At 55.6% G+C, this 16,521-nt stretch carries 5 protein-coding genes; all 5 read left to right on the top strand.

Annotation, left to right across the window (positions count from 1 at the left end; translation table 11 throughout):
- Nucleotides 1-251 precede the first annotated feature (251 nt).
- The 5 genes from ABTV87_RS23030 (at nucleotide 252) to ABTV87_RS23010 (ending at nucleotide 16,521) form a co-directional block, all read left to right on the top strand.
- Nucleotides 252-707 (top strand): hypothetical protein, encoded by a 456-nt coding sequence (locus tag ABTV87_RS23030; RefSeq protein ID WP_433898419.1) that lies wholly within the window; start codon nucleotides 252-254, stop codon nucleotides 705-707.
- Nucleotides 704-4,303 (top strand): hypothetical protein, encoded by a 3,600-nt coding sequence (locus ABTV87_RS23025; protein ID WP_433898418.1) that lies wholly within the window; start codon nucleotides 704-706, stop codon nucleotides 4,301-4,303. The genes ABTV87_RS23030 and ABTV87_RS23025 overlap by 4 nt, the downstream gene beginning before the upstream one ends.
- A gap of 211 nt (nucleotides 4,304-4,514) precedes the next feature.
- On the top strand, nucleotides 4,515-9,188 hold the full coding sequence (locus ABTV87_RS23020; protein ID WP_433898417.1) for an Ig-like domain-containing protein: 4,674 nt from the start codon (nucleotides 4,515-4,517) through the stop codon (nucleotides 9,186-9,188).
- 62 nt (nucleotides 9,189-9,250) lie between these two features.
- Nucleotides 9,251-13,738, top strand: a complete 4,488-nt coding sequence (locus ABTV87_RS23015; protein WP_433898416.1) for a neuraminidase-like domain-containing protein — start codon at nucleotides 9,251-9,253, stop codon at nucleotides 13,736-13,738.
- Complete coding sequence (locus ABTV87_RS23010; RefSeq protein ID WP_433898415.1) at nucleotides 13,735-16,521, top strand: hypothetical protein; 2,787 nt, start codon at nucleotides 13,735-13,737, stop codon at nucleotides 16,519-16,521. Before ABTV87_RS23015 ends, ABTV87_RS23010 begins: the two co-directional genes overlap by 4 nt.

Genomic DNA, 16,521 nt, shown 5'->3' with positions numbered 1-16,521 from the left:
CAGCGACGGGGATCAAGTTACGGGGCAACGCCAAGGCGCACAAGCCGGCGGATTCTGAGTGATTTGTAGGCAATGGCACAAGGCGTCGTAGCCCGTTGTTACGACTTGCAGGACGCTGGCGGACAGGGCTGTGGGAAAGGTTACCGTTTGTCGAGACTGTCAGATCTGTCAGGTGCTGGACCGCATGGCATTGGCATTCAATGAATCTACAAACCTCTGCCGGCAGCCCCTCAATGAGGACGGAGTCAATCATGGATACAAACGATGGAACGGAATTGGACCCGAGTGGCGAATCATCGGAGACCCCAGGAACTGCCGGCGGCATTGAATCAATTACTGATGAAGTTGAATTTCATACCGAAAGTTCTGCCTCAGAGCCAGTCAACAACGATTTATTCGCAGAAGCAGTTATATCAGCGAGTAATGGTAACTATTGGGCAAAGTTAAAAGTCAGTTATTCATGGAATGGCCCCGGCACTACTTTTACTTGTAGCACGGTGTGGTATCAGGCCTTGAATAATAACCAGACGGGGGGGGACGTACGTATTCTTGTAGAAGCGGGCACGGCAAACAAATGGGAGCAGGAGCTTATTGGCAACGCTAACCAGAAGGCAATGAAAATGCTCTGGTTCGCTCACAAACAATCACCGCTACCAGTAATATGGCGAGAATCACTTTTGGGTATAAATACGACAGAGCTGGTGTGAGCGACGTGGATATGCATAACCAAATCGATGTGTACTACCTCCCTCCAACTCCAACCATCGACCCAATCAAAAACATTACCACTCCTGTTATGAACGTCACCGGAGGCGGCGGTGTTTCCGGAGCCACGGTACAACTCTATTCGGTAGCAAGTTACGTAGGAACCGGACTAGTGGGAACCGGCGGGCGCTGGGAAGTGACACCGGAATCCGGCTTCCAAGGCAACGTTGTGACCTTTGCGGCGCAGCAGCAGTATGCCAATAGACTCTCTCTAAAAACCGGGGATGTCACGTATCGTCGAGCTATAACATCGTCCCCCACCTCAAATGAAATTGTTATCAATGGGCATGTTTTCCGTGGTAAAGGCGATCCTTCAACCCTAATGACTCCAGTCAACAGCTCGAATCATTATGAGGCATGGGCCGTTCCAATCACTGTAAATAGTTCGGGGGACTGGGAAACGAAAATGACAAAAGTGCTGCCTTCTGGCACGCACACGTTGGAAACTCAACATATATATCCCAACCAGGCTCACGGTTATACCCAGCCTGTGACCTTCAGGATGTTGGGTCATACGGGCATTACCACCCCCGGCAACAATACCGAACAAGAACAAACCTTCACCGTCTTCGGCAACAACAGATTAGCCAACGCCGAAGTGCGGGTTTTTATCGATACAACGCAAACGTTGGTCGGGACCGCCCCTGTCGGCGCATCGGCCACATGGAGCGCTGTAGCAACGCTCCAGCCCGGGTTGCGAAGGGTGGCAACGGAGCAATTCCTCAGCGGCAAGCAATCCGGTCGTGGCGGTTCCGTTCTTTACAAGATCCGGCCTGCCAAGCCTGTGCTTCAGTCCAGACCCAAAGGCGAAGGCATCGAATTTCATGGCACGGGTTACGCGACAGGCAGGATGCATATTCATGTGTCGGGTGACGAAGTCAATTCCATCGATGTGGACATTCCTAGTACAGGTATCTATATGAAGGATCTTCCGGCCACGGTATTGCCGGGGAATTACAGGTATGGCGGTCGGCAAAGCGTGTCCGATGGAGGAACAGGGCGTATCTACAGCTCAGGTTGGATCGCTGATATACCGGTTGCCGTTCCCACTCCTCGACCCACGTCTGTGAGTGTCACGCGCAACGGCAATAAACTTACAATTACGGGCAGGGGCAATACGTGGGGTACGAGTAAGGGATTGGCCATCATCCACAAGGACGGTCAGGATTTTCGCCCCAAGTTTCCCAACGGTGAGGCGCAATCTGATCTTACTTGGCGCACAACTTCTGTCGATCTTGACCCGGGCACTTATGGAACCCTCACCGTCAAACAATGGGTAAACGGTGTCTGGTCTGCGGAGGTCGCTGTTCCAGAGGTGACCATTCCGTCATCCTCTCCCACCTATACAGCGCCTGATCCAGGTGCGCAGACTAACCAGACACCAACGATTACCGGTCTTGCCTGGACGAATTCGGATGTTTTGCTGACAATTCCGCCTCGTCCGCCGGTGCCACTCAAAGCGACCGGGACGGCCGGCACGATCGGTTCGTTCAGTTATACCGTCACCGATCCCCTGCCGCCAAAGACCTACATCATAAGTGCAACCTCGGCGATGGGGGGGCAGACATCTGCGGCCAGTAACCTTACCTTCACGGTTCAACCGCCGGTCCCTGAACCGACAACGACTGGCGAGGTATCAATCGAGGCGGTCATCGAGGGCAAGGGTTGGCCAGGCTGCTGGGTCGAGATTCTTTCGGCTACCCACGTGACATTGGGCAGTGGCCCGGTGAACGAGGATAAAACCTGGAAGATAGGTATTGGCAAACACGCTCCGGGACCACTTACCTTCTATTGCCGCCAAAAAGAGACACAGGCCAGCAGTAACGTGTCCGGCCCGACTGAGAACAAAACCGTCATGGTCGCTGTGCCAAGGGCCGGATTTACCGTACCAGGGCCGAACGGCCAGCCCGCGCGAAAGTCCACTTTTTCCGGTAGCACCTCTGCAACGTACGGTTCCGTCGAGCTGTCGATCAAAGGATCATCACCATTCATTACCGGCGTTCCGGTGGTTGACGGGAAATGGACTACTCCGGTCGAGTTGGCGGCGGGTTCCAAAACGCTGGAGGTCAGGGTTCTTCAGGATGGCTATCGCAGCGATCCGACTGAGATATCTGTCACGGTGGTGCCGAATGCGCCGCTGTTGGATACGCCGTTGAATACCCAGAATGTCGGGAAAAAGCTCAGGACTTCCGGAGTTGGATTTGCCGGAGATCTCGTGATTGTCCAGCGGGTGGGTCGTCCCCACAATTTCGAGCCCGTTCTTGTCAGTGCGGACAACACCTGGTCGGCACTGCTCGAACATTCCATGCTTGCCACGGACAAAATCGCCGCCGTTGCCCGAGTCGGTACGGAACCGAACTCCCAACAATCCGTCCCGATTACCCTGACGCTGCTCAGTGCCCCCATCGACCTTACTGAACCGCGGGCAGGTGACTGGGTAGGTCCACAGGCAGTTTACGCTGGCAGGGCTGCTCCTCATGCGTTTATCGCCGTGGCGGCCTGGTACGACACAGAGGTCCGTCTGACACCGTCGACCCAGGCTGATGAGGATGGGTACTGGCGGGTGTTGGGCAACAGGGATCTTCCTGATGGACTGACACGCGTGCAGGTAAGCCAGACGCTGAATCGCGTGAATTCTGAATGGCGCATGAGTGATGCATTTACAGTGCAGCGCATCACAGAGATTGACTGGCCCGTTGTGGCGTTTCCAACGCCAGATCAAACAGTACGGCGTATGCCGAGGTTTTCCGGATGGGGGTTGCCGGGCGCGATGGTCACGGTCCGCCAGGCAAGTGGTCCGGTATTGGCGACCGCACGGGTGGCGCGCGATGGAACATGGGAGGCGCAGGTCACAAGTTCATTGCCGGTGGGGCCACTGACGTATTCTGCCAAACAGGAACGTGATGGTCTCGATTCAGACTACAAGTTGCCACACCGTCATTGCGATGTGACTCAGGCTCTAGCAGGCTTTGAGAAAGCGGTTATACAACTGCCGTTGAACGATCGAACTCAAATGCTTGAAACCCGGCCACAGTTTGAAGGACTAGGTAAAGCAGGAGCTTTATTGACAGTGTATCGGCATGCGACCACCGAAGTGCTGGCTCAGACAATCGTCAATGCAGAGGACAAATGGGCTGTTCGCTGTGCCGTAGATCTGGAAGTGAAGACAGAACCCCACCAGATCGCTGCACGCCAACAGATGGATGGAGTGGAGTCAGCCTGGTCAGGCATTATCATCGAATTCAAAGTCGGCACTGCCCTGTCTCCTCCTGTTGTAGTCGATCTTACTGATGGGAGTTACGTTTCTCGCAATGCAGTGATCAAACTGACTGCCATGCCAGGTACTCTGGTGTCGCTCTTTCCGGGTGATGGCACCAACAAGCTGGGTACCGGTCAGGTCGATGAGACAGGGCAATGCGTGATTGTTTTGTATGGTTTGCCGCTTGGTGAGTTGACGCTCAGGGGCAAGGCCGAGAAAGGGCCTGTTCTATCCGGGTGGATGAACGAGGTCAAACTTATTGTGGCGGATTTCGGCTGAGCTAAAGAGACACGCCCGCGTCAGGCCCTCGTTCAGAGGGCCTTTTCACGCCCCTCACTTCACAGAAAACTTCTGAATTCCGATCGACGGTCGAGCAACCTGTCAGATCTGACAGTACCAGCCGTTTTCCATTCAGTGCTTAATCAACTTGAACGCAACAAGCGCCGCCGTCAGGTCCCGGCGTTTGTTTCCCCTCAAGAGGAAGCGCTGGATGAAAGCATCAGACAAAAGCCCTGTTCATCAACTGCTCAGGGCTGTGCTGGGGCAGAGTAAAAAGCGGATCTACGTGCCCAAGGCGCTGGAAAGACACCTCATGAAGTCCGCCAGCGTGTTCGATCTGACAAAACTCAGCGTGGGTGAATTGCGCACACTTGGCTTGAAACCTGAGGAGGCCGAAGCCCTGTTGAGCCGCGGCAGGGCGCTGGCACTTAATATCGCCAGGCTGTACCGCCAGCAACACCTGCGCGGAGTGCCGAGACCCAGCGATAAAGGAATGGCCGGGCCGCTGCCGACCTATCAGCAGATTTTTTCTCCCGATGTTGATGGCGCTGCTGCTCTGGGTAGCCCGGAACACAGCGCGTCCACGACAGCCTATTTAGTGGCCTTGCGCCAGTGGATACGTGAGCTGATCGAGCCGAAAGCGGGGCCGGGTGCCATTCCGCTGACATTGCGTCGCAGCGATGTGGACGACCTGCTGATTGATGAGGCGGCTATCAATCAGGTGAAGTCCCGGGTCGAGATCAATAGCACGATACTTGAAGCATTGATTCTGTCGAAAGAAGGCGAGAGCTTTTCAACGGCCAAGGACTACCTTCGCTCCATTCGGTTCCCCCAGGAAATGCCCTACGAGCATGACCGGCTCAGTATCCGACACGTTGTGCGGCAGGTCGTTGAAAATGGCTCGCTGGGGGAAGTCATTCGCAGGCTCGATCCCAAGTATCCCTATTTCAAGAATGCCGGTGGGCGCGGGCCACGTGACGACGCAGCCCTCCAGCAGAGTATTGGCAGCGGTCCGGCGCTCTCAGCGTTGTTGCTCGAATCCCCTTACTTTGGGCGGGGGACCGAGCCGGCCGGCAAATCGCTGCAAAGGGTAGACCCAAGTACGGGCCGAATCGATGCGGATCCACAAAAGTCTGCCGGGGACTTCTATCTGGAAAACTTTGGCAGTCTTGTGATTGCCAATGCATCTCTGCGCAGACTCTGGATTTTCAGGCTTGCAATGGGCTTTACCCAGGATCAGGTCGACTGTTTTCTGGCGATGGGGCGATATACACCCAAACTTTCACCCAACGCTCCGGCGCTGGGTGACCCCGATGAACCTTTGACAGGAGAGGTAGCGGGCGCACGGTTCATTCATGGCGGGACAGAACCGGCGATCGGAATCGAATATGGCGACATCGAACCCAGGCATCTGTTGACGAATATTGGGGAAGACTCCGCCCTGGAGCACCGTACAGACCGTATGCAACGCAAAAGCCGCCTGGATCGGCTATTGGGTTTGCCGAGCTACCTGGTGGACCGAATACTCATCGCGGTGATGAACGCAGAGCGCCGGGGAGGGGCGGACGCGGCCTTGTGGATTCGCTCCAGTACGCTGAGCGCTGTGGGGCTTTTCGTCGAGCTGAGTGCTAAATACGACTGCACCGCGGAAGACTTCGCGGGGATCCTGGATGTGTTGTCGCCCCATGGTCAGAATGGAGTTCCGGCGTTTTTTGATCAGGGCTACAACCATTCAGAACCGTTTGATGACCCCTTGAAGATCACTGATCGTGAGTTCGCGATCATCCCCATCACGTCGGCCGACCAGCAAACAGTTCAGCAGATTTGCAAAGGGTTGGGCATCAACCCCGAGACCTATCGCTATCTGGCAACTGTGATCGCCGAAGCGTTTGGGCTCAGGACGCACCTCAAGTGCAATCTTGAGACGCTATCGAGTTTCTGGCGGCTGGTGCGGTTGGCCCGCATGTTCGGCTTGACGCCTATCGAACTCACCGCACTGCTTCAAACCCTTGGCCTGGCGCCGCAATTGGCTGGCAGGCCGCTGGTCTCTGCTTATGGGACGACAGATGCCGCAGATGCATTGAGCACCATTCATGCAGTGATGACCTGTGTGGAGTGGACCAACGATTTCAATGTGCCGGTGCCTTGGTTAGTGCAATACGTCAATCCGGTCTACGTTCCAACCGTCTGGACCGAAAGTCAGGAGCAATTCCTGTTGCAGCTGAGCAGTCAGGTGCAGCCGATATTAGTGAAGTCAGCCACGCTGCTGGAAGCTGGCGCACCTGCGCGTACGAGCAATGATCAACCGATCGACTGGCTGCAATTGCTCGGTTCGCTGGTGGACGATAAAGGCGCGGTTGTCGGGCGGTATGACGAGACTGAAGAGCAGTTTCTGGCACGTGCCAATGAGGCGTTCATAGCGATTGCAAAACATGTCTACCCCTCTGAGTCCCCCCCTCCGGACGTCGTACGGGACAGGGCGGCTTTGCATGCGCTTCTGCTCATGGTCGTGCTGCGCTGCCGGGACGAGCAACGGGTGCTGGTCGAGGTGAGCCTGTCGGTTTTCCTGAAGCTTGGCGAATTGCTCACGGCTCAGGTGTTGATGTGGGCCCAAGGGCATTCGTACGAGTTTTTGAAGGAGGCGCTGGTCACGCCGGTGCAGCGTCAGCGGCGCAAAATGAAGGCTCTGGAGGAGCCTGATCTGTTTCTGAAAACGTTCGCGGAAGTGGAGCGCCGTGCACGAATTGCCGACAAGCTCAAATTGAGCCCGTCACTGCTTGCGAGGCTCCTCACTGGCGAAAATTTTCTGCAGTTCAGCCTTGAGGATCGCTTCGACATATCGATCAATACTATTTACTGCCTGGCACTTTTCGGTCGACTGGTGGAGCGCGCTCGGCAACCGGAAGAAAAAATATACGACTACCTGGGCCAGGCAAATGATTTACCCAATGACTTGAGTCCTGATGCGCAGCGTCTGTTTCGCGATGCCGCGGCCGACAAACTGGCCCGTTTCTTCGGCTGTGGCATCGGTCAAGTGCTCAAAGTTGTCGAGCATATCAATGCCGTGGCCGAAGCGAGTGAAGAACCGGCGCTACCCTTGCTACGTACGCTCGAAGAGCTTGGCGTTTTGATGCGCACGCTGGAGCTGGCGTCAAAAGGTATGGACGCCGAGACGGCGGTCACTCTTGGCAAACTGAATCTGCTCGATGGCAATTCGCAATATCAGCAGGGTGCTCAAAAGGCACTGGAAAGCCTGAGCCGATTCAATGATTCGAAAACCTCGCCGGACTCGGCTGAGGTCGGCCAGAGTTACAACACCCATTGCGTGGTGGATAACACGAGCCTGATTGTGGGACTGGATCTGGAGGTCGCGGAGTTTCTGATCACGCTGCTTGATTTTTTCGGCATTCCTCTAGCAGGAGTGACGCTTTATATCGAAACCGATCTTGGGGTTGTACTCACGCCTACGGTCACAACAGACCGTCAGGGGCGTGCATGGGCGCGATTGCAGGCCGGGGCAAGGGTGGGAACGGCGCATTTACGCTACAGCCTGCCGTTTCATGAGCCACAGTTTGGCCCATCGGTACGGATCGGTCCTGATCTGGAGAGCGCACAGGCCAGACCCTTGCAGAGTTCCGAGATCCCCCGGGATCCCGTGCTGGCGGGCAATTTGTGGGAACAAGAGGTGTTTACCACTGTAATGGACAGGTACGGCAATCCTGTCGCCCATTATCCGGTGCTGTGGAGAACGACTGTCGGGCAGATTCGGCCGCGTCAGACCGTCACCGATAAGGATGGCGTGAGTAAGGTCTGGATTTCCAGCCTGTCTCCCGGCGATGCCAGGATTACTGTGGGTAATGTGGATGAATCCCACAGCTTTACCTTCACAGGTCTGCTCAAGTTCGCGGACAAACCGCGGATTTCCGGTAACCCGTTTGTCAGCGATGTGGCCATGGCAGGTCAACCGCTGGAGGTGCGTTGCAAGGTGGTGGGGCTGGATGACGAACCCGTGGCGCATCAGCGGGTAGAGTGGTGGACGAGCAGTGATGCCAGTAAAACCGGGGTGGACAGCGATATTAACGGCGTCTGCCTGTTTTCTCTGGCCAGCCTCGAAGCCGGTCCTTTGACGATTTTTGCGCAATTGGGTAGTGATGCCGCCGTTGAACTCACGGTCTGGGTCGCCAGTGGTGCCGTGATCCGGGACTTTTTGCAAAACATACCCTTTCCAGTGGTGGGCGCAACGGCAACGCCGGTGTGGATTGTTGTGAAAGAGAGCGACGACCCGAGCGCTCCAGCGCTTGAACATTATCCCGTGAGGTGGACCGTCGATTCGGATCCACCTGTGGACGTCATCCTCAAGACAGATGAGCCAGGTCGCTCGGAATATCTGTTCTCGGCGAAGCAGGCAGGCGAGTTCAAGGTGACCGCGATGCTGGAACAGCATCCGCTCGAGCCAGCCAGAGTCTTCAATTTGACGGCCATTAAAGCCTTCGGCTGGACAGTCACGCTGATCATCATCGCAGACGATGGTTCGGAGACCTCGATCTCGATCATCCCGGGGCGCGACACCCTTGAACTGTACAGGGATGGGCATTACCGCCTTGAAATCGCAGCGACAGACCCCTCTCAGATCGTCGGCACCCAGGGCGCCCTTGGATGGAGCTCCACGTACTCCACGCAGGCGCTGGCCATGGTTTTCGACCCGCCGATGGCCAGGCGTTTTGATTTCACTGAATCCGCTCACAGTGTGGACATCCACATCGGCAACGTACGCAACGGCGACTTTCAGATCGGTGTGTACGCCGACCTCCTGGAGCAGGTCCTGGTGCTTGAAGGGACGTTGCGTAAACGGTCAGTGGTGCGGGGCTCTCCATCGAAATCATGAATTGACCGATTGCCCATGGCCACTCGTTGTCAAGTCAACACCTTGCAACAGGGAGAACAAGAATGTCTACGCCCCAACTGGACGAGCTCAATGAAGGTTTCGTGAAGGCAATGGCCGCTGCGGTGCTGGGCAAAAGGCTGTGGACCGGTGAGAGCCGGATTCGCACTCTCGAAGAGCTAAGTGGGTATCTGTTGGCCGATCTTCAGGACAAGGCGCAATTGGAAGCCACGAAGGTTTCCTCCACTGTGCGGACTTTGCAGCAATTTGTTCATTCGGTATTCGGGGGAACCGAACCGGGTTTCACAAACGTTTATTTCGAGCCGGATGACCGGCTGTATTGGGATCAGTACTTGAGCCGTTACAGCAGGTGGTCGGCCAACCAGGAACTCATGACTCATGCGTCAAACTACATCGATCCGACATTACGTCTGAGCAAAACCGCGCTGTTCCGCACGTTCGAAGGCAATCTGCAACAGAGGCGGCTGAGCAACGCATCGGTCAAAACCGCTCTGATGGGTTACACCAGGGGCCTCCAGGAGATAAGTGACCTGGACGTGCTCGCCGGCTACATCGATGGGAAAAATACCCGCCAGGCAGATTACTACCTGATCGGACAGGAGCAGACGCCGCCGTTCGCTTACCACCTGCGCAGTGTCAAGGTTCACGTTGACGTGAACAGCATAACGATCGGCCCTCATAACTGGAGTGAGTGGCGCAAATGCGACATTGTCACCTCGGGCAAGGTGGTGGATATACGATGCGTGATCTGGCTCGGGCGGCCGGTTCTGGTCTGGTGCGAGTGGGTCGAGCGTCAGGTCGATACCAATGGTGTGGTGCAGTCACCCTGGAAATTGCAGATTCAACTGGCCTTCAGTTCTCTTAACGATCAATGGTCAGCCCCTTTGACCTTGTGGCGTCAAGAGTGCGAACACGATGTCTCCAACGGACGGCTGATCGCTTTTTCTCAAGGCGATGGCGATCCTCGTGATGATTTGTTGAGCGTGTGTTACACCAACCGCCAAGACCTGGGCGGGAAGGCACCGCTGCATGAAATAGAAATCCATGAAACCCGCGATGCGCGAATGAACAAGGTGCCGGGGGATATCGACACCCAGCTGCAAATGGTCTTCGGACGTTTCAACAATCCAGCCAGTCTGCAACAGAAGGTGGTGCCAGCGGATTATTCGCCAATCACCGTCCGCACCCAAGACATAGTGGCAGGGCCTGTCAGTGAGAGCCTGTATCTGGACGCCGTCTACACACGCGAGCAATGGACGGACGGAAAATTTTACGAAGTGCTCAGAGTACGCGGACGCTGCGATGCGGTGCAGGAACGTGGACGCGAACTGCAGCAGTTGTCGATCGGCTGGAGGGCAATCCATGGCACAACGTATACCGACGTCGAGATTGTCGGTGTCGGCGGGCAGCAGGTCAGCATCACCCTGACGACAGGACGCCAACCGACGGATATCCATCTCGTACAACTGCCTGAAGGTGCGGGTAAGCAAGATGTCCATTCCTTTGCCATCAATGACTTCGAGGAAGCAACGGTAGGAGACGGAATCTGGGTGGCCAAAGCCGAGGTCGACCTCTCAACTGCAGCACTGTCTTATCTGCTCGAAGCCACCCCGGAACAAATTCGGGGCGGTGCCGGATTTACCGTCGATGTCCTGGGTGTAACGGTATCGAACGACAAAAACCTGCTGGTGCCCAGGATTCTCTACGTGCCTGCGCAATTCGAGTTCGGCATGGATGCACGACTCGCGGACGACCCTCCGAACTGGCATTCGATCGCCGATTTGCGCGGCGACTATTCAACGCCCTGGCTGGTTTTTAAACGAGATACGAGTTCGAACAGCGTCAATTATTTTCCCATTGATGCGGAGATCCCTTTTACGTTCGGCGCAGTTCAGGGAAAAAAGCGGTTCTTTTTGAAATTGAACAAGCGTCCCTCCCAGTACCAGACCCCCTTCATCGACAAGGTCAGTAGTAAAGGTTCGCAGTTCCTGAGTTTCAACAATGCCGAACAGAAGCTCAAATATGCTCGACTCAACTCAGAGTTCGGCGCAGTACTGACCAGTCTGGCGGCAGTGTCGGTCGAGGCTCTGCTCCACTGGACAACACAGCATATCCAAGAAAATAAACTCCCCGATGATACGCTCGAACCGAACGGCCCCTTTGACGGCTGCAATGGTCGGTACTTCTGGGAGCTGTTCTATCATTGCGTACATTTGGTCGCCAGGCGCTTTTCGGAAGCCGGTTCTTATGGCGAAGCGCGACAATGGTTCGAGTTTATATTCGACCCGTTGTCACCCGAAATTCCGCCAGACCCCAGGAACCGCGATGTGATTCCCCGGGACGCGTACTGGCTCTGCCGCCCGCTGAAAATCGACGCTGTCAATTGTTCGTATGAGAACCCGGCTCCGACGGATCCGGATGCAATCGGTTATTGCGCACCGATTCACCACATGATTGCCATCTTCCTTCATTACGTGGAAAACCTGATCGCCGAAGGTGATGATTTATACCGTCAGCTGGATTACGACAGCATGGTCCGCGCCAGCCTTCTGTACAGCAAGGCGCAGATGCTGATCGGTGAAGAACCGGTCCCCCAGACGGCCAGTATCTGGACCCCGGTGACACTGAGCCAATTGGTGACGAAGATCCAGGGCCGCGAGTCCCTCAAGACATTTGAGGCCCGACTTGAGGTCGGACTGGGGGATGTGCCTCTTTCAATGCAGGGGCAACCGCGCCTGGGACTATTGGGTACCAGTGTATTCAAGGACGGCATCAACGATCGGCCCAACCGATTGTGGACACTGCTGAACTCTCGGCTGAAGAACTTGCGAGAGAATCGTTCGATCGACGGTCAGCCCTTGTCGATTCGATTGTTCGCACTACCAATGGATGCGCGGGAGCTACTGATTGCACAAGGCAACGGTACGCTGGGCTCGTCTCGCGATCCCGGCGGGCAACTGAAGGTGGTGCCTTACAAATGGCAGACCGCTTTCAACCTGGCGATGCAGCTTGCGGATTTTATGATCCAGCAAGAGGAACTGCTCAGGTCGTGGATGGAGTTGCGGGACCGGGGCGAGCAGGAGGAGCTGCAATACCGTCATGTCATCGAGTTGGCCGACTACAACCGCTCGATCCAGGTAGCGACAATTGCCCAGCAAGAGTTAATCGCGGAATCGCTGCGTCAAAGCGAAAGTCTGGTCCAGGCCCAGGTGCAGCGCTTTGAGGCATTGATCAAAAAGGGGGTGTCCGAGGCCGAGAACAGGGTTCTGGAAAAGAACCGAGACGCGCGTGATGTCTCAGTGAGTGCCGGCGTACTTCAGACCATCGGGGCCGGGCTGGATTTAATACCCAACATTTATGGGATGGCAGCCGGTGGCATGCGTCCTGCGGCCGTGCCCTACGCGGGTGCCGAGTTGCTTCAATTGATCGCACAGTTCTGGAGAAGCGAAGCCGAGGAGTCCAGCATCAATGCGGGTCATCAACGGCGTGAGGAGGAGTGGATCTTTATGCTCGAGCAGGCCAAAGCCGAGGCGCGGGTGCTGCGCGAGCAGTATCAGGCTCAGGAACAGGCGATCATTGCCGCCCGGGCAACTCTGCAACTTACAGAAGTGGTCAACACACAATCCATGGAGATGTTCGCGTTCTACAAGCGGCGTAGCACAAACCAGGAATTAAGTAACTGGGTCGTAGGGCAATTGAAGTCATTGCTGTTTCAACTATACGACTTGGTGGTCAGTCACTGCGTCATCGCTCAGCGCTGTCTGCAGTATGAAATGGGCGACTTCACGATGCAGTTTATCCGCCATGATGTCTGGTATGACGCCCGACACGGATTCAACGCGGGTGCTTCTTTGAAGATGAATCTGTTGCAGATGGCGGCAGCGCGGCTCAAGCGTGACGAGCGTCGGTTGCAACTGGAAAAGACGATCTCTCTGAAGGAACTTGTCATTGAAGAAGAATGGAATGACTTCAAGACTTCAGGGGAATTGCGTTTCAAGCTTAACGAGGAGCTCTTCGCTCAAGATTATCCCTCGCACTACTGCCGTCAGATCCTGGAGTTGAGATGCACTTGCCCCGGCTTGCTCGGGCCGTACCAGAATATTCGCGCCACGCTGGTGCAATTAGGCAGTTCTATTGTCGTAGAGCCGAATATTGCCGCTGTCAAAAGCTTGTTTGAAGGTGTTGCCTCTACGGATTCCGGGTCACTGGTGGAGAACCTGCGCCCGCATCAGCAGATAGTGTTGTCCAGAGGCCTGGACGAGAACGGTATTGCCGAACGGGGAGGCGATGATCGTTACCTGCCGTATGAGGGCACGGGTTGCCATTCAAGCTGGCAGCTGACGTTTCCCAGAGCTGCTCAGCCTGGTCAGGCCAGCCTTTTGCGCTCTTTGACTGACATCATCGTGACGATCACTTATCAGGCCCGGGATGGCGGCCCGGATTTTGCCCGCGAAGTTGAGGTTTTGCTCTCCGGCTCTCCAGCGACCGGTAGATCAAGCGCATCGGGTCGCGCCAGGAGGATGCCTTCATGAGTGATAAAGATAGCCGCGCCGATGAAAGCTTTTTATACAACGGGTTCTTCCCTGAGGATCTGGAGGGATGGGAGGTAAATGACGGGCGCCGGGTCACCCACCAGACAGCGAGGTGGGAGGAGAAGTCGATTGGCTTCATGGGGGCTGTTGATACGGGAGCTGGCTGGCAGACGGTAAGCCTGGCTGAGTATCCGCGCCCCCGCTCCGGCAAGGCAGATTACACGTTGGATTTCATGTACCAGGCGTTCTCGGTAGAAAGCCCAGGGACACTGAGGATCAACCCGGGTCGTGGAGGTGAATACGATGTGGACCTTGTTCCGTCACTCCAGAAAGAGCACGCACAGGGCTCGAGCCCGGATCTGTTGGATCTGGAGCTGACTCCACTCAAAGTAACGCTCCTGCTGGACGAGGAGGAAACGACTGTCAAGATTTCTGTCATCAGCCCGCCAAATCCCTTGCCAGTCGACCCGGGCATTGTGTGTTTTACATCCGCTAAGTTGTTGCTGTGTCTGGAACCCTTGCAGTTGGACTCCGTGACGGTTGACGGGGAAGTTCAGACACAGCGTCAAGTGCGTCTGTGCATTGGTGCGACTCATAGACTTGCCTTCCAGGTTCATCTCGAAAATGCCTGGCATAAAACGCGGGCAGAATTATGGAATCTGGACGATGCCGAGAACGTTCTCAGCGCGAGTCCTGACTGGAAGCAATCCTATCCGCTTGATAAGGATTGGCAAATCACCTGTCGATCAATCATGGAGGACGTCCAGATTTCGAACCTCCTTGCCATCCAGACCGTCTACACCGCAGACCAGTATCTTCTACCTGTGATCTCCGGTCATTTTCATCTGGATGTCATTGCAGAGAAGCCGCCTGAGCACTACCCGGTTATTGCCCTCGGTCAAGGTGTGGAGTTGAGGGTGAAAGTGGTCTCTCACTTCACCCGTATGGCCTTGGCCAAGCGTAAGGTCATTTTTACGCTTGAAAGTACGGGAGAGGTATTGTCAACGCAGGATTCGGATGAAAAGGGCGAAGCGGTCTTGATCTACAAGCCGACCCTGAAAGGCGCTTTTGTAATCAAGGCAGAGGTCGAAAGCTACTACAAACCGGAAGACGCTCATTTCCGGCTCGTTTCCTTTGCCTTTCAGGAGGATCCCTGGACGAGCACCACACTACGACTGGATGAACTCGATGCGTGGGTCTGGGGAAGCCGAACGGCTTTTATCAATCGCGGCGCCAGCCACGAGATAGAAATGATGTTCACGGATGCCAATGTCCTGAACGGCTCCGAATTGGGGCTGTATTGGACAGGGGATGTCACGCCGGGGGAAATGGGCCTGATCCTCAATCCTTATTTCGAGATCGGGCAGCCTGTCGCCGATTCTAAAGGAGCCTGGAGCGCTGACTGTGCAAACCTCACAAGCAGCAAGATCGGGTGGAATCTAAGATGTTCGAGATTACTGGAGCCCTCTCCCCTTCAAACCGTGGACCTGGCTCACAATTGGTTATCCATCCACAACCCGTATCAGTCATCTAAGTTCCCGGCCGTGGGCGGTCCCGACCTGATACTGTCCGTCGATATTGAATCGAAGGTGCCCGGTGTAGGGGGCGTTACGGGAGTAAAAACTTACTGGCGTATCGATGATGGAACGGAACAGGAGGTACTGACAGACGTTGGCGGTCAGGCTCAATTTGCATTGAAGCCTGAAGCAGAGGGCGAGCTTGTAGTCACGGTGAGAGTTGACAGTGGCTACGATTCAATCGATCCCACCGAGCAGTTCTCAATTTATATATATGGTGAAGATCGTTGGGCGCAGTTGGCCTCCGTGACGCTGGATGGCCGACTGGAGGGAAGCACCGGGCACATCTGTTTTCGTGATACGCCACCTGTGGAGCTCAAGATCATGTCGGTTGAAGACCGTCTGATTGACGAGTTTGTCACTGTGGAACTGATCAGTGAGTCCGATCCAGAGTTGCAGTTTGATGTCCATCCTGATCCGGCTACTCCCCGTAAGGTGACCACTGAGGGCCTTGGTTACCAGGTCAGCTCCACCTATCCGAGCAGTTCACGCTTCCAGTTGATCGTTCGCCATGCAGCATTGGGCTCGTATGTGCAGCAGGGAATATTGCTGCCACCCATTCTCCAGGACCTCGGAACATTCACTGTGGACGGCCATGAGTTGGCCGCGGGCGAAACGTTGTACGCCTGTATTGGCGCCAGTCACGAATGCGTTTTCACGCCTGCCGGTGACAGCCTTGTAACCGGGCTGATGATGGGAGCGAAGTTGATGGAGGGCGACAAACTCAACATGCAATTGACGCCCGAAACTGATCAGAAAATCGAGAGCGCCGGCGTGCTGTGGAATGTCGATGCCACACTCAGCACTGAGGGCGATGGCCAAGGCATTGTGCTCAGCCTGCCTGAGGCCGATTTCGATTATCCCAAACAGCCTGTCTCGGTGGGCCACCACCGAATAGTGGCTACCACGCGTGGGCCGGCATTTGATCCGCAGGTGGGGGAGACAGTCTCTCTGGAGATCCAGGCCAAGTCGTTTTACACCCGTGACGCAGTGTCAGGGCTTGCGGTGATGTTTGAAGACTCAACGGGTTCGAGGCCTTTCACTACTGACGGATCGGGTTGGGCCCGCTGTCTCTTCAGGGCCACAGAACCGGGGAAGTTTCAAGTCACAGCCACGCCCCCCAGTCCTTATGATCAAACGCCCACGTCCTATCTCTTTGAAGTAACGGTTCTGCCGCTATCGACGATCCCACCCGAAGAGGAATGA

It is taken from the genome of Pseudomonas sp. PSE1(2024) (assembly GCF_050990555.1).
Classification (GTDB): domain Bacteria; phylum Pseudomonadota; class Gammaproteobacteria; order Pseudomonadales; family Pseudomonadaceae; genus Aquipseudomonas; species Aquipseudomonas aphyarum.
This window is presented reverse-complemented; position numbering and strand designations above follow the sequence as displayed.